17 protein-coding genes are annotated in these 13,378 nt (G+C 64.7%); 8 read left to right on the forward strand and 9 right to left on the reverse strand.

The features are described from left to right. Positions 1–138, reverse strand: a 138-nt coding sequence (locus tag V9L18_RS20900; protein WP_337349096.1) for a hypothetical protein, incomplete at its 3' end; no start/stop codon positions are given. A gap of 175 nt (positions 139–313) precedes the next feature. Continuing rightward, positions 314–1,126, reverse strand: a complete 813-nt coding sequence (locus tag V9L18_RS20905) for an IclR family transcriptional regulator (protein WP_337349097.1) — start codon at positions 1,124–1,126, stop codon at positions 314–316. A 185-nt stretch (positions 1,127–1,311) separates the two neighbouring features. On the opposite strand from V9L18_RS20905, the gene V9L18_RS20910 reads away from it, so the two are divergent. From V9L18_RS20910 to V9L18_RS20920, 3 genes are read left to right on the forward strand one after another with little or no spacing between them, the layout of a single operon-like run. Beyond that, positions 1,312–1,467: a hypothetical protein gene (locus V9L18_RS20910; protein ID WP_337349068.1), complete on the forward strand. Its 156-nt coding sequence runs from the start codon at positions 1,312–1,314 to the stop codon at positions 1,465–1,467. After that, on the forward strand, positions 1,457–2,437 hold the full coding sequence (locus tag V9L18_RS20915) for a phosphotransferase family protein (protein ID WP_337349069.1): 981 nt from the start codon (positions 1,457–1,459) through the stop codon (positions 2,435–2,437). Before V9L18_RS20910 ends, V9L18_RS20915 begins: the two co-directional genes overlap by 11 nt. Positions 2,438–2,447: 10 nt before the next feature. Continuing rightward, a complete protein-coding gene (locus tag V9L18_RS20920) occupies positions 2,448–3,059 on the forward strand; it encodes a DinB family protein (protein WP_337349070.1) in 612 nt (203 codons plus the stop codon). A 39-nt stretch (positions 3,060–3,098) separates the two neighbouring features. Here the strand turns inward: V9L18_RS20920 and V9L18_RS20925 are convergent, their stop codons facing one another. Genes V9L18_RS20925 through V9L18_RS20935 form a run of 3 tightly spaced genes read right to left on the reverse strand, consistent with a single transcriptional unit; the run spans position 3,099 to position 4,722 of the window. After that, positions 3,099–4,070: an NAD(P)-dependent alcohol dehydrogenase gene (locus V9L18_RS20925; protein ID WP_337349071.1), complete on the reverse strand. Its 972-nt coding sequence runs from the start codon at positions 4,068–4,070 to the stop codon at positions 3,099–3,101. Beyond that, positions 4,067–4,300 (reverse strand): helix-turn-helix transcriptional regulator, encoded by a 234-nt coding sequence (locus V9L18_RS20930; protein ID WP_337349072.1) that lies wholly within the window; start codon positions 4,298–4,300, stop codon positions 4,067–4,069. The genes V9L18_RS20925 and V9L18_RS20930 overlap by 4 nt, the downstream gene beginning before the upstream one ends. Continuing rightward, a complete protein-coding gene (locus tag V9L18_RS20935; protein WP_337349073.1) occupies positions 4,294–4,722 on the reverse strand; it encodes a hypothetical protein in 429 nt (142 codons plus the stop codon). The genes V9L18_RS20930 and V9L18_RS20935 overlap by 7 nt, the downstream gene beginning before the upstream one ends. A gap of 225 nt (positions 4,723–4,947) precedes the next feature. Between V9L18_RS20935 and V9L18_RS20940 the strand changes: the two genes are divergently transcribed. Together V9L18_RS20940 and V9L18_RS20945 are read left to right on the forward strand one after the other, a co-directional pair. Further along, the gene (locus tag V9L18_RS20940; RefSeq protein ID WP_337349074.1) at positions 4,948–6,468 is read left to right on the forward strand and encodes an amino acid permease; all 1,521 of its coding nucleotides are present in this window, start codon (positions 4,948–4,950) and stop codon (positions 6,466–6,468) included. A 37-nt stretch (positions 6,469–6,505) separates the two neighbouring features. Next, positions 6,506–7,141 (forward strand): LysE family translocator, encoded by a 636-nt coding sequence (locus V9L18_RS20945; protein ID WP_337349075.1) that lies wholly within the window; start codon positions 6,506–6,508, stop codon positions 7,139–7,141. Positions 7,142–7,229: 88 nt separating this feature from the next. Here V9L18_RS20945 and V9L18_RS20950 read toward each other — a convergent pair whose 3' ends face one another. Next, the gene (locus tag V9L18_RS20950) at positions 7,230–8,093 is read right to left on the reverse strand and encodes an SDR family oxidoreductase (protein WP_337349076.1); all 864 of its coding nucleotides are present in this window, start codon (positions 8,091–8,093) and stop codon (positions 7,230–7,232) included. Positions 8,094–8,215: 122 nt separating this feature from the next. Between V9L18_RS20950 and V9L18_RS20955 the strand changes: the two genes are divergently transcribed. Both V9L18_RS20955 and V9L18_RS20960 read left to right on the forward strand, forming a co-directional pair. Beyond that, positions 8,216–8,605, forward strand: a complete 390-nt coding sequence (locus V9L18_RS20955; protein ID WP_337349077.1) for a winged helix-turn-helix transcriptional regulator — start codon at positions 8,216–8,218, stop codon at positions 8,603–8,605. Between the two features lie 182 nt (positions 8,606–8,787). Beyond that, a complete protein-coding gene (locus V9L18_RS20960; protein ID WP_337349078.1) occupies positions 8,788–9,051 on the forward strand; it encodes a hypothetical protein in 264 nt (87 codons plus the stop codon). 107 nt (positions 9,052–9,158) lie between these two features. Here V9L18_RS20960 and V9L18_RS20965 read toward each other — a convergent pair whose 3' ends face one another. Both V9L18_RS20965 and V9L18_RS20970 read right to left on the reverse strand, forming a co-directional pair. Next, entirely contained in the window at positions 9,159–9,908 is a 750-nt protein-coding gene (locus V9L18_RS20965; RefSeq protein ID WP_337349079.1) for a 3-hydroxybutyrate dehydrogenase, read from the reverse strand. Between the two features lie 52 nt (positions 9,909–9,960). Next, entirely contained in the window at positions 9,961–11,343 is a 1,383-nt protein-coding gene (locus tag V9L18_RS20970) for an MFS transporter (protein WP_337349080.1), read from the reverse strand. 130 nt (positions 11,344–11,473) lie between these two features. On the opposite strand from V9L18_RS20970, the gene V9L18_RS20975 reads away from it, so the two are divergent. Continuing rightward, entirely contained in the window at positions 11,474–12,409 is a 936-nt protein-coding gene (locus tag V9L18_RS20975) for a LysR family transcriptional regulator (protein WP_337349081.1), read from the forward strand. On the opposite strand, the gene V9L18_RS20980 is transcribed toward V9L18_RS20975, so the two are convergent. Further along, positions 12,381–13,322: a spermidine synthase gene (locus V9L18_RS20980; RefSeq protein WP_337349082.1), complete on the reverse strand. Its 942-nt coding sequence runs from the start codon at positions 13,320–13,322 to the stop codon at positions 12,381–12,383. The two genes, V9L18_RS20975 and V9L18_RS20980, sit on opposite strands and share 29 nt — an antisense overlap. Positions 13,323–13,378: the final 56 nt, after the last annotated feature.

Here is a 13,378-nt window from a genome sequence, read left to right on the forward strand (position 1 = left end):
GCGTTCGGCGACCTCCGGGTCCAGGTTGTTCATCAGCATCCGCAGCGGAGCTTCCGTCTGCCAGCTCTTAGCGGTCAACTCAGTGCCGCGGGCTGCTTTAACCGGGCGGGCACCGGTAGTGAAATCGGCGGGTGCCATGATGGGCTCCTTCGTGTTCTGGGCGAGTGTTGGGGTCGCGGTTCTTGGAAGAGGTTCTATATCTACTAAAGCCCCTCCCGGCGAGCCCTGACAGGGCTTTCGAAGGGGTGCTGTCCGGGATTCCAGACGCACCCCCTCACCCCCAGGGGCGGGTAGGGAAAAGTCGGGACCGGTTCTACTTGGCGGGGCGGCCGTGGATTCGGACCGAAAGCTCGTCGGCAACTTTCTGGACCCGGGCCGCGAGGGCCGGCCATTGGTCCGCCGGCAGTTTGTCTTCGAGGAACGTAACGGCTACTGCCGCCGTCGGCCATCCCACGTGATCCGTGACGGCGGCAGCAATCGAGCCGAAACCGGGCGTCACCTCCCCGTGTTCGGTGGCATACCCGCGCTGCCGAACCTGGTCCAGGTGGGAGGAAAGCGCCGAGTACTTCATGATGGCGCCCTCCACCTCATGCCGGGCGGTGAAAGCCGCAGCGTTCGGGTACAGCGCGCGGACCTGCGACTTCGGCAATGCGGCGAGGATAGCGCGTCCGCTGGCGGTGAGGTGGCTGGGAAGCCGGACGCCGACGTCGGTCACCAGCGACGGGCGGTTTTTGGCCCGCTCTTCCACGATGTAGAGCACGTCACGCCCATGAAGGACGGCCAGGTGGGCACTTTCGCCGATCACGTCCACCAGCGACGCCAGCAGCGGCCGGCCCAGGCGGGAGAGCGGTTCCTGCCGAGAGTAGGCCGAACTCAGCTCGAAAGCACTGATGCCCAATCCGTAGCGCTGTTCCTCGTGGAGGTGGAGGACAAAGCCGTTGGCCTCCATCACCCCCAGAAGGTGGTAGACGCTCGAACGCGGCAATCCGAGGGATGTGGCAATGCTCGACGCCGCCATGGGGCCACGCTTTGAAGCCAGCAGTTTGAGGATGCGCAGTGTGTTCTCGGCAGCGGGGACCTTGGAAGTCACCTTTGGCTCGCGCCCACTCTGCGCCCTTGCTTCCATGCTTACCGCCACCGTATCCTCCGTATTTCTTGCGGGATCCTTCAGGCATGTCCGGGATCCCGTACTTAAGCTTGCGCCCTTAGCTGGCCCCTGGAAGGCAATGAAGGCAAGGCATCTGTCCGGGATGCCAGACAGATGCCGGGGGAAGTGCCCTGTGTGCGGACAAAGACCCTAGGCTGAAGCGTATGGTCTCAACCGCCGACATCCTTACCGCCTTCCTGCAGGTGGATGCCTCCGTTGCCAGCGAGCCGGTCCTTCGACGCCTGGGATTCCAGGCAATCCCCACCACCACGCCTTTTGTGTGGACGCCGGGCGAAGGTGGCCATTCCCGTGCAGCCTGAGTGGAGTTCCAGGATCGGCTGGGCCGAGCTTCCCGGCCACGTGCGCGCCGGCATCGAACGGGTTCTCGGCTCCCCCGTTGTTGAGGCGATGGGCCAGCGGGGAGGCTTTTCTCCCGGCACTGCGGACCGGGTCCTCACCGCCTCCGGCCGGCGCGCCTTCGTTAAAGCCGTCAGTCCGCAACTGAACGAGCACTCGCCCGGAATCCATCGGAAGGAGGCGGCCGTTGCAGCCGCACTTCCCGCCGGGCTTCCAGCGCCGATGCTGATCGGCACCTATGACGACGGCGAATGGGTCGCGCTGGTGCTCAGCGATGTGGAAGGCAGGCATCCCCACACGCCGTGGAACGCCGTCGAGGTTCACCTGGTCCTTGACGCCCTGCTGGCGATAGCCGGGACACCGCTCCCGCCGGAACTCACCCGGTTGCCCCCTCTTCAAACCGAACTCGCGGATCCGTTTGGAGGGTGGACCCGCATCCGGCGCAATCCGCCAGAGGACTGCGATCCTTGGATCCTCCAGAACCTGGACACGCTGGAGGATCTGGCGGAGCAGGGCCTGAAAGACGTGGCCGGTGCATCGCTGGCCCACACCGACGTCCGTGCTGACAACATCATCATCACGGCCACCAACGGAGCCGTCCTGGTGGACTGGCCGTGGGCTGCCATCGGTGCGCCGTGGGTGGATGCCCTCACGGTTCTCATTAACGTTCGCGTCTTCGATCCTGCCTTCGATACCGACGCGTTCCTGCATTCCCACAGCGTCTTCACGACTGCCAACGCGGCCAACGTCGACGGCTTCCTGGCCGGCCTTGCTGGCTACTTCACCGATGCCGCCCGGCAACCGCCTCCGCCAGGCCTACCTAGCCTCCGGTCTTTCCAGCAGCAGCAGGGCGAAGCCGTCATTCACTGGCTGCGGGAACGACTCTCGGCCCCAGGTTCTACCTTGACGGCTGACGCTCCGCCGGTTGGGTAGAGTGCCCGCTATGGACGAAAAAGAGACACTCCACCACTATCTTCGTGTCAGGCGGGAGAACCTCCTGGGCAAGCTGGAGGGCTTGGGTGGCTACGACGTCCGCCGGCCGCTCACGCCCACCGGCACCAACCTGCTGGGCCTGGTCAAGCACGTGGCGAGTATGGAGCTTGGCTACTTTGGTGAGGTCTTCGGCCGTCCCAGCGGGCGGCATCTCCCATGGTTCGACGACGACGCGAGCCCCGACGCAGACCTCTGGGCCACAGCCGACGAAAGCCGTGAAGACATTGTCGGTCTGCATCTGTTCGCCGCGGCGCACACCGACGCGACCATCGAGGCGCTGCCGCTGGACTCCCCCGGCGTTGTTCCGTGGTGGCCGGAGGAGCGACGCGACGTCACACTGCACCAGATCCTTGTCCACATGCTGGCCGAAACGTCCCAGCATCTGGGCCACGCCGACATCCTGCGCGAACTCATCGACAGGACCGCCGGCCAGCGTCCCGGTGATCCCAACCTCACCTCGCGAAACACCGAGGACTGGGCCACCCACCGTGCCGCCATAGAGGCCGCCGCGCGGGAAGCCTCCGGCAAGACTCAGGAAGGGGCAGCCCGGAGCGATGCCTGACCCCGCGATCCGGGTAGGGGCGTGCAGCCAGCAGTCGTTTCAAATACGGACCACCACCTTGCCGCGCACCCGCCCCTCGTGCAGGGAGGCGATGGCCGCCGGAGCTTCCGCAAGGGGATAGACCTTCTCGATGGCGGGCTTCACGCTGCCAGCCTCGATCATGGAAGTCAGGGCCTCAAGGTCCTGATATTTTTCCGTTGAGACCAGTCCCTTGAACTTCTGCCCGGAGAACAGCGAGGCGAACGGCGCACCGAGGGAGCGTTCAAATCCGCCGGTCAGGTTCCCGCCGCCTTCGCCTCCTACAATCACGAGTGTTCCCTTTGGAGCGAGCGCCTTCCGCGAAACAGAGAGCGGCCGGTTGCCGGCGGTATCGACAATGACGTCGTACAGCACGCCGGCACGTGAGAAGTCGTCGCGTGTGTAATCGATGACATGGCTAGCTCCAAGCGACCGGACCAGATCCATCTTGCCGGTGCTGCAGACGCCGGTGACCTCAGCGCCGTACGCCGTGGCCAACTGGACGGCGAAGGACCCCACTCCCCCGCCTGCCCCGATGACCAGCACCTTCTGTCCAGGAGCGACCCGGCCGGCGTCGCGGACGGCCTGCAGGGCTGTCACGGCAGAAATGGGGGCGGCCGCTGTCTCTTCGAAGGTCAGGTTTGCGGGCTTGCGCGCCACAAGCTTCTCTTTGGCGCAAACAAATTCCGCGAAAGACCCCTCACAGGTGCCGAACACTTCATCGCCGGGCTGAAACCGGGTCACGCCCGCCCCCACTGCCTCCACGACGCCGGCAACTTCCCGCCCGCGGACCGGCACCTTGGGCTTCTTCAACCCGAAGCCGAAAAGCCGGACCAGGTACGGCATCCCGGTCATGAGGTGCCAGACCCCCTGGTCGACGCCGGCGGCGCGGACCCGGATGAGCACCTCTCCTTCGGCAGGCGCCGGCGTCGGGATGTCCCTGAGCTGAAGCACGTCCGCACTTCCATAAACGTCCTGCACAATAGCTTTCACGATGCGTCTCCTTCACGGTGCGGGTACTGGAAAACGTCCTCGAGCGGCACGCTGAGCACGTGGGCAATCTGGAAGGCCATCTCCAACGACGGCGAATAACGGCCTTGCTCGATGGCGATGACTGTCTGGCGGGTGACGCCCACGCGCTCGGCGAGCTCCGCCTGGGTCATCTCGCCCCGTTCGAACCGCAGCCGGCGGATTGAGTTGGTTACCCGCGTTGGTTTCACCACGGCTGGAACCCCCTGCGGTAGGCAACAATCTTTGCAATGGAACCCAGGATCGCCGACAGGACAAACGTCAGGTAGATGACGTTCGCGATCCAGAAGTGGTCCGTCTCCGTCATTGCCATCAGCAGTGCTGCCACTCCCCCGATGACCACAAACGACTGGCCGATGTACTCGCCGAAGCGGTAGATTTCGCGGTCGCGCTGGTCCTTCTTCCCGGCGTCCCTGGGCGAAAAAATGCCCATCAAGGCGTGCAGGGCGATGGACACTGCAATGGAGGCGCCGACGGTCCACAGCAGCGGCGCGACATACGGAACATCAACAAGTGGCATGGTCCCGGCCAGGCCAAGGACGATGGCCAGGTAAGCGCCGTAGGAACCTACGGCCACCACCCCCATGATCCACGCGCTCTTCTCTTCGAAGGACATTCCGTTTCCGCCGTTCCCAAAGAATGTAAAACAAACCTGACATTCCGAATGTAAAGAAAACCAGACACCATGTCAAGGGTTCTAGACTCAGTGATTGACGAATCCAACACCCGTCCGGCTCAGTCTGAGATGAAAGACACCAAGCTCCCGTGAGGCTCATCACTCCGGGCGCCAGGATGGTCTGCTGGTTAGCGATCCCCTCCCAATGACGAGAAGGTACTTGTTATGCAGCAATCAGCCGTCCCGAAACAAACAGCCAGGCACGACGCAGGCGCGCAAGAGCCAAGCCCACCCGGGAAGGGTGTGCCGGGCGCCGCCGTCGCAAGTGTTCTGAACCGGGGATTGAACGTCCGCCATATCCGCTTTATGGCGCTCGGTTCTGCGATTGGCACCGGCCTGTTCTATGGCTCCGCCTCGGCAATCCAGAAGGCGGGCCCGGCGGTCCTGCTCGCGTACATCATCGGCGGTGCCGCGGTATTTATGGTGATGCGGGCCCTGGGCGAAATGGCAGTCCGGCACCCCGTCTCGGGCTCCTTTGGCCAATACGCCAGCCGCTACCTCGGCCCGTTGGCGGGATTTGTCACCGGCTGGACCTACGTCTTTGAGATGGCGATTGTGGCCATCGCAGACGTGACGGCCTTCAGCATCTACATGGGCTTCTGGTTTCCCCAAGTGGACCGCTGGATCTGGATCCTGGCGATCATCTGCTTCCTGGCCGCGCTGAACCTGCTCAGCGTCAAGGTCTTCGGTGAGCTGGAATTCTGGTTCTCATTGATCAAAGTGGTCGCCATCATCGCCATGATCGCCGGCGGCGCCGCCATCATCGCCTTCGGCTTCCAGGCGGGCGGTTCAACCGTGGCGCCCGGACTGGGCAACCTCGTGGAGCACGGAGGGTTGTTCCCCCACGGCTTCGAGGGGCTGTTGGCCTCGTTCGCCGTCGTGATGTTCGCCTTCGGTGGGATCGAGACGCTCGGCATCACCGCCGGGGAGGCCGCCGATCCCAAGAGGGTCATCCCCAAAGCGGTGAACACCGTACCGGTCCGCGTACTGCTCTTCTATGTCCTGACCCTCGGCGTCCTGATGAGCCTCTTCCCCTGGAACGAGATCGGCAGCAACGGCAGCCCGTTTGTCCAGATCTTCAGCGGCCTCGGCATCCCTGCGGCGCCCCATATCCTGAACGCCGTGGTCATCACGGCAGCCCTGTCCGCCATCAACAGCGACATCTTCGGAGCGGGCCGCATCCTGTTCGGCCTCTCCAACCAAGGCCACGCGCCGGCCGTATTCGGCAAGGTCTCCCGCCATGGTGTCCCGTGGATGACCGTGGTGATGATGGCCGGCATCCTCCTGGTGGGCGTCGTGCTGAACGCCGTGATTCCCGAAGACGTCTTTATCCTGATCGCATCGATCGCCACGTTCGCCACCGTCTGGGTGTGGGTCATGATCCTCGCCTCCCACGTGGCCATGAAACGGGAGATCGCCCGGAAGGGCCTGCCGGCGTCGGAATTCCCGTCCCCGTGGTGGCCCGCGGCCTCTGTCCTGACCATCGCGTTCATGGCACTGGTCATCGCCGTCCTGGGCGCCTTCGAGGACACCCGCGTCGCACTGTACGTGGGAGCCGCGTGGCTGGGCATGCTGGTCCTCGCCTACCGGCTGTGGGTTAAGGGGAACGGACGACGCCGGGCCGACCTCGTGGACGAAACCTCACCGCTGCCGGTGGTCACCACCGCGGTTTCCGCCCACCGCTAGGCATCGACCCTCGGCCGGGCCAGGGCTATCATCAGGCATGGTTCCGTTCACTAATCTCCTGGCGTTTGCCCTGGCTTCGCTGGTCCTCATCGCCATCCCCGGGCCCAGCGTGCTGTTTGTCATCGGCCGGTCCCTCGCGCTCGGGCGCAAAGGCGGGCTCTTGAGTGTGCTGGGCAACGCCCTGGGCATGGTGCCACAGATCATCGCTGTGGCCATGGGAGTGGGGCTAGTTCTGGCGCAGTCGGTGGTGCTGTTCACGATCATCAAATTCGCCGGGGCGGCCTACCTGGCATATCTCGGCATTCAGGCGATCCGGCACCGCGGCGAACGCGCGACGGCGGCTGGCCCCGTGCCGCCGTCGTCCACCTGGCGCATGCTGCGCGAGGGATTCCTGGTGGGTGCCACCAACCCAAAGTCGATCGTGTTTTTCGTAGCGGTGCTGCCGCAGTTCGTTGACTACGCGGCCGGAAACATTCCGCTGCAGCTTGCGTCTTTGGGCGCGGTTTTCCTGGTGATAGCGCTCGTCTGCGACAGCATTTGGGCCCTGGCCGCCGGCACCGCCCGGCAATGGTTCGGCCGTTCGCCGAAACGAATCTCCACGCTCAGCGCCGCAGGCGGTGTCATGATGATCGGCCTCGGCGGAACGCTGGCACTGACGGGCAGTAAGTCCTAACCGCCGCCAACCCTCTCCCACGTCATGTAGGAGAGGGTTGGTCCAAAACCTGCAGGAACTGCGAGAGCGTCTTGGCAGGCTGTCCTACTCAGGCGGCAGCGACCGCAGAGCGTACCGCAACGGGCATGGGCGTCGTGGGCCGGCCGATGAGCGTGCGGAGGTCGGAGCCGCTGACCAGGAGGTCGCCGCGGGCGATGCCCAGGTCCGAGTCCGCCAGGACGTCGGCAAAGTGCTCCGGTATCCCGAACCCAACCAGCAGTCCGGCATAGTCCTCCACCGGAAGATCCTGGTACGCAACGGGCTTGTTGGCCGCTGCACTGATTTCCTGCGCCAACTCGGAGAGCGTGAAGGCGTGGTCCCCGCCAAGCTCATAGACCTTGCCGGCTTGATCGTCGGCAACCAGGACTGCGGCTGCGGCCTCGGCGTAGTCAGCGCGCGACGCAGCACTGACCTTGCCTTCGCCGGCGCTCCCGGCAAGTGCGCCCTGGGCAAGCGTGCCCGGCAGCTGGTCGGTGTAGTTTTCGAGGTACCAGCTGTTGCGGAGGATGGCGAAGGGGACCCCGGAGTCCTTGAGGATCGCTTCTGTTGCCTGATGCTCGGCAGCCAGTTTCATGCCCGTGGTGTCAGCATTAGCGATGCTGGTGTATGCGACCAGCTCGACACCTTCGGCCTTGGACGCCTCAATCACAGTGCGGTGCTGATCCACGCGCTTGCCTACCTCGCTGCCGGAAATCAGGAGGACTTTTCTGGCGCCTTTCAGTGCCTGGGCCACGGACGAGGGATCTGAATAGTCCATCGGCTTGACCTGCACGCCACGGGCCTGGAAGTCAGCCAACTTTTCGATGGAGCGGCCGGTGGCAACGATCTCCGCCGCCGGAACGTTGCGCTGCAGCAAAGCCTCGATAACGTGGCGGCCAAGCTGTCCTGTTGCTCCTGTGATGACGATGCTCATGGGGTGTTTCCTTTCACCGATTTTTAGGGGTCACCCTCCACAACCAGCCACGGACCGGATTACTTCCTGAAAGAGAGTACGCACTTTCAGGTAAGGTACTGACTTTTTGGTAAGATATGGCTATGGAAGCGATCAGTGTGCCTGCCCCGCAGTTTGCTGAACTACGGGCGGACTTCGCCGACGGCGTGTTCCAGGCCGGTTGCCCCAGCCGGACGGTCCTGGACCACATCACCAGCAAATGGGGCGTACTCATCCTGGCCGCGCTCTCAGAAGGTGAGCAGCGCTGGAGCGAGCTCAGGCGCCGGGCCGAGGGCATCAGCGAGAAGATGCTGGCGCAGACCCTCAAGACGCTCGAACGTGACGGCCTGGTGCTGCGGAAAGCGAGGCCGGTGATTCCGCCGCATGTTGATTACAGCCTGACGGACCGGGGCTACGAACTGACTGCACTGCTGGTCCCCCTCGTCACCTGGGCCTACGACAACGCGGACGAGATCCTCAAAGGACAACGCTGACTGGAAAATCCCTAAGTACCGGTCCTGCGCCAAAACGAGTACATGTTACTGGTGTGACTGGTGTGAATAGCGCCTAACGTATGCGTAGGGTGCCAGCCGGGACAAGAGGGCCGTCCTCTGCTGGGGCGTTCCGGCACCCGCACCGGTGGGCGGCCGCGCGCCGCACTCAAGGAGTGGTTCGCATGGTGAAAGCTCATGTCCAGGACCTTGCCAGCATGGGCAGGCCCGTGAGATTTTCCTCCCTCAGCGCCGGCGCCTGGGATCGTGTCCGGGTGACACTCGTTCCGCGGTGCCCCTATCGCGTGGGGGATGCCGTGGTGGGAGACGATCCGTTCAACGGCAGGCATGAAGGGATTGTGATGTCCCTCCGCGGCTCCTCCGTGGAACTCGGCACCGCTGCGGGGGTGTTCTTCTACGACCACCGCCACCTAAGGCGCCTGGACTAGCGCCCCGGGTGGCGGATGTCGATCCGACCCTGCGCCGACATGACAGCTAATCCCCATGATCTGGAGTCCGATGGGGATTAGCTGTCATCCCGCGAACTCCGAAACCCTTAGCGCGCGGACCAGCCTCCGTCCATCGTGTAGCTGGCGCCGGTGACCATACCGGCATGGTCCGAGGCCAGCCAGGCCACCAGGGACGCTACCTCCTCCGGCTCCACGAGCCGTTTGACGGCGGACTCTGTGAGCATCACCCTGGCCAGGACCTCGGACTCAGGAATACCGTGCACCTGTGCCTGGTCCGCGATCTGTTTCTCGACCAACGCAGTCCGGACGTAGCCCGGGTTGATGCAGTTGGACGTGACTCCGTGCTCCCCGCCCTCAAGCGCCGTCACCTTGCTCAGCCCTTCCAGGCCGTGCTTGGCGGAAACGTACGCGCTCTTGAACGGGGAAGCACGGATTCCGTGGACGGAGGACACGTTGATGATGCGGCCGAACCCGTTGGCATACATGTGCGGCAGGGCGGCCCGGATCAGCAGGAAGGGTGCTTCCAGCATGAGGGAGATGATCTTGCGGAACTCCGCGGGATCAAACTCCTCGATGGGGCTGATCCGCTGGATCCCGGCGTTGTTCACCAGGATGTCGCAGTCCAGGCTCAGGGTGGCGAGCGTGTCCACGTCCAGCAGGTCAACGGCCCAGGAGGTGCCGCCCACTTCGTCGGCGAGCGCGGCGGCGCCGGCGGAGTCGACGTCGGCAACCACCACCTTCGCCCCGCGGGCAGCGAGCTCCCGGACGCACGCGGCACCGATTCCGCTGGCACCGCCGGTGACCAGCGCCTTGCGCCCGTTCAAATCGCGTTCCATTACTGTTCCCATCGTGTGCTTACCCGACAAACTGTCCAACGGCTCAAGCAGCTCAGCGTGAGCCGGCTGGCAGGAGTCCTTCGCGGGCGGCGTCGGCCTTGTCCACTTCCTCCAGTGCGATGCCCTTGGTTTCCTTCAGGCTCAGCACGGCGACCGTGGTGATGGCGCAGGCCACCACGAGGTAGATGGCGGTGGGCACCCAGGAGCCGGTGTCCTTGAGCCACTGGGTAGCCAGGAGCGGGGCCAGCGAACCGGCGAAGATGGAGGTGACCTGCGAGCCCAGGGAGACGCCCGAGTAGCGCATCCGGGTGGGGAAGAGCTCTGCCATGATGGCGGGCTGGCCAGCGTACATAAACGCGTGCAGGCACAACCCGATGGTCACGGCCAGAACGATCACCACGGCATTGCGGGTGTCGAACATGGGGAAGGCGAAGAACGGCCACGCCGCGCCGGAGATGGCGCCGATGAGGTAGACGGGCTTGCGTCCCAGCCTGTCCACGAGCCGGCCCACCTGCGGGATGACCAGGAAGTGGATGACGTGGGCGATCAGGAGTGCCAGCAGGAGCGAGGAGGTGTCGTATTTGTGCACGCTCTTGAGGTAGACGATCGCGAAGCTGACCACCAGGTAGTACATGATGTTCTCCGCGAAGCGCAGTCCCATGGCCTGCAGGATGCCTTTGGGGTACTTGCGGACCACCTCGAAGACGCCGTAACTGACGGCCTGCTCCTTTTCCACCAGCGCCTTGGCCTCCAGGAAGATGGGGGCTTCGGTGACGTGCGTGCGGATGTAGTAGCCGACGAAGACGATCACTGCGGAGAGCCAGAACGCCACGCGCCAGCCCCAGCCCAGGAACGCCTCAGGACTGAGGGCCGTGGACATGATGAACAGCACCAGCGTGGCCAGCAGGTTGCCCACCGGAACTGCGGCCTGGGGCCAGCTGGACCAGAAACCGCGGGAGGCGTTGGGGCTGTGTTCGGCAACCAGGAGCACCGCGCCGCCCCATTCGCCACCGAGGGCGAAGCCCTGGATAAAGCGGAGGGCAACCAGCAGCGCCGGGGCCAGGTAGCCGATGTCGGCGAAGCCCGGGAGGCAGCCCATCAGGAAGGTGGCAACACCGACGATGATGATGGTCAGCTGCAGCGTGGGTTTGCGGCCCAGCTTGTCGCCGATCTGGCCGAAAACGATGCCACCGAGGGGGCGGGCCACAAAGCCCACCGCGTAGGTGAGGAAGGCCTGGATGATGCCGTCCAACTCGTTTCCCGTGGCGGGGAAGAAGTACTTCCCGAACACCAGGGTTGCGGCGGTGGCGTAGAGGAAGAACTCGTACCACTCCACCACCGTGCCCACCATTGAGGCGGCAACAATCTTTTTCAGTCCGGAACCCTTGGGGGCGGATCCGGCGGCATTATCTGCCGAGCGCTGTTCTACGCTCATGGGGTTTCTCCTTAGTGTCCACTCTGACACGTGCTGTGATCTCCAGCACTAATGGCTCCACTGAGTATTACTGCACAAACATGCACCTACAATGACCAATCCGGCACCAACCATGTGCACAATTGCAGATATGAACACCAATCCCGATGACTTGCTGGTCCTGCTCGCAGTTTCCCGGTCCGCTAAATTTACGACGGCGGCACAGGCCCTGGGCCTGAACCACACCACTGTTTCGCGCAGGATAGCAGCGCTCGAGAAGGCGCTGGGCGGCCGGGTGCTGGCCCGTGCGGCCGGCGGCTGGGAACTGACGGAGCTCGGGACTGAGGCCGTCCGCGTCGCCGAACAGGTGGAGGCTGCGGTGAGTGCGCTGGGACCGTCAGGGAAGGCACCGGACCCCATTGCCGGCGTCGTACGCATGACGGCGACTGACGGCTTCAGTGCCTACATCGCGGCCCCGGCCGTTGCCCGGCTGCGCCGCGACCACCCGGGGCTGACCGTTGAAGTGGTGACCATGACCCGGCGGGCGCTGCAGCAGCGTTCGGGCCTGGACATCGAAGTGGTGGTGGGCGAACCTCAGGTCCACCGCGCCGAAGCCGTCCGGCTGGGTGACTACATGCTGGGGATGTACGCCTCGCGCGCCTACCTCGAGGAGAACGGGACGCCTGCCAGCGTGGCGGAACTGACGGAACACCCGCTGGTCTATTTCGTGGATTCGATGCTGCAGGTCGATGACCTCGATGCACCGCGCCGGCTGGTTCCGGCAATGCGGGACGGGCTGACGTCCACCAACGTTTTTGTCCATGTGGAGGCAACGCGGGCCGGGGCGGGCATCGGGTTCCTGCCCTGCTTTATGGGTGACCTGCACGAGGACCTAATCCGGCTGCTCCCCGAGGATTTCGCCGAACTTCTTCCCTACTGGATGGTGCTGCGGCCTGACTCGATGCGCCGCCCTGCCGTGGCCGCTGTTGTCCAGGCACTGCGGGACCAGACGGCAGCGCACCGGGAAAAACTGCTGGGCCGGGGAAGGGACTCCGGGACTAAGCGGCGGGGTGGCGCTCCGGGGTGACCGGGTCGTGGCGCACCGGTGACCCGGCGGCGAAGGCGCGCACCTGGGCGTCGTTCCAGATGTGCGCCGGGACAGCTCCGCCCAGGAGCCGGCGGGCCAGCTTGGGGTCGCCGTCGAGCGGAGTGTCGCTGCCGGCCATCACCATGTTTCCGTAGCGGCGGCCCTTGAGCATGGCGGGATCGGCGATGATCAGCGTGTGTTCGAAGGCGGCCGCGATGGTGGCGGCGTCCTCCCGCGCGTTCTTGAGGTCTGGGGCATCGCCGGAGTTGACCACGTAGATACCGCCCGGGGCAAGGACCCGCTTGATGTGCTCGTTGAACTCGGCGGTGGTGAGCGGCCGGGGCGTCAGCGCACCCGCAAAGACGTCACGGATGATGAAGTCGCGCGTGTCCGGCGTCAGCGTCTCGGTGACCTCGCGGGCCTCTCCGACCCTGATCCGGAGCAGCGGGGCCTTGGGGAGGTCGAACCAGCCGCGGACGTACTCCGCCAATTTACCGTCGAGCTCCACCACCACCTGACGCGCATCCGGGTAGGCCGCGTGGAAGTAGCGGGCCAGGGAACAGGCCCCGCCGCCCAGGTGCAGTCCACGCAGCCGGTGCGGCCCGCTCTCCTTCGGCCCGCCCTTCCCGGACGCTGGTGGCCAGCGCGATTCAATCAGCGCCGCCATCCAGCGCATGTACTCAAAATCGAGGAAGAGCGGATCGGCGAGGTCGATGTGGGAACTCATGACGCCGTTGATTTTCAGCAGCCAGCCGTTGGAGTTGTCCTGGTCCGCGATGAGCTCGCAGTCGCCGGTATCGATGTAATAGACGCCCTCGACGGGGCCCTCCGGCCGGGTACCCTTGGGCACCTCGATGACTCCCGCTGCCGGACGCTGGCTGTTCCGGCCGCCTGACTTGCCGCGTTTCGCCATTATCCGTGTGCCGCTTCAGTCATGGCTCAACATTAGTTGACTGGCACGCAGGAGCG

It is taken from the genome of Pseudarthrobacter sp. CCNWLW217, assembly GCF_037203985.1.
In the GTDB taxonomy this organism is placed as follows: Bacteria; Actinomycetota; Actinomycetes; order Actinomycetales; family Micrococcaceae; genus Arthrobacter.

What these genes read in the sequence shown, in the direction of transcription:
- V9L18_RS20975 (WP_337349081.1), top strand. Translation starts at nt 11,474, where the DNA reads ATGAACACCAATCCCGATGACTTGCTGGTCCTGCTCGCAGTTTCCCGG.
- V9L18_RS20960 (WP_337349078.1), top strand. Translation starts at nt 8,788, where the DNA reads ATGGTGAAAGCTCATGTCCAGGACCTTGCCAGCATGGGCAGGCCCGTG.
- V9L18_RS20945 (WP_337349075.1), top strand. Translation starts at nt 6,506, where the DNA reads ATGGTTCCGTTCACTAATCTCCTGGCGTTTGCCCTGGCTTCGCTGGTC.
- V9L18_RS20910 (WP_337349068.1), top strand. Translation starts at nt 1,312, where the DNA reads ATGGTCTCAACCGCCGACATCCTTACCGCCTTCCTGCAGGTGGATGCC.
- V9L18_RS20905 (WP_337349097.1), bottom strand. Translation starts at nt 1,126, where the DNA reads ATGGAAGCAAGGGCGCAGAGTGGGCGCGAGCCAAAGGTGACTTCCAAG.
- V9L18_RS20980 (WP_337349082.1), bottom strand. Translation starts at nt 13,322, where the DNA reads ATGGCGAAACGCGGCAAGTCAGGCGGCCGGAACAGCCAGCGTCCGGCA.
- V9L18_RS20950 (WP_337349076.1), bottom strand. Translation starts at nt 8,093, where the DNA reads ATGAGCATCGTCATCACAGGAGCAACAGGACAGCTTGGCCGCCACGTT.
- V9L18_RS20935 (WP_337349073.1), bottom strand. Translation starts at nt 4,722, where the DNA reads ATGTCCTTCGAAGAGAAGAGCGCGTGGATCATGGGGGTGGTGGCCGTA.
- V9L18_RS20965 (WP_337349079.1), bottom strand. Translation starts at nt 9,908, where the DNA reads ATGGAACGCGATTTGAACGGGCGCAAGGCGCTGGTCACCGGCGGTGCC.
- V9L18_RS20955 (WP_337349077.1), top strand. Translation starts at nt 8,216, where the DNA reads ATGGAAGCGATCAGTGTGCCTGCCCCGCAGTTTGCTGAACTACGGGCG.
- V9L18_RS20920 (WP_337349070.1), top strand. Translation starts at nt 2,448, where the DNA reads ATGGACGAAAAAGAGACACTCCACCACTATCTTCGTGTCAGGCGGGAG.
- V9L18_RS20940 (WP_337349074.1), top strand. Translation starts at nt 4,948, where the DNA reads ATGCAGCAATCAGCCGTCCCGAAACAAACAGCCAGGCACGACGCAGGC.
- V9L18_RS20970 (WP_337349080.1), bottom strand. Translation starts at nt 11,343, where the DNA reads ATGAGCGTAGAACAGCGCTCGGCAGATAATGCCGCCGGATCCGCCCCC.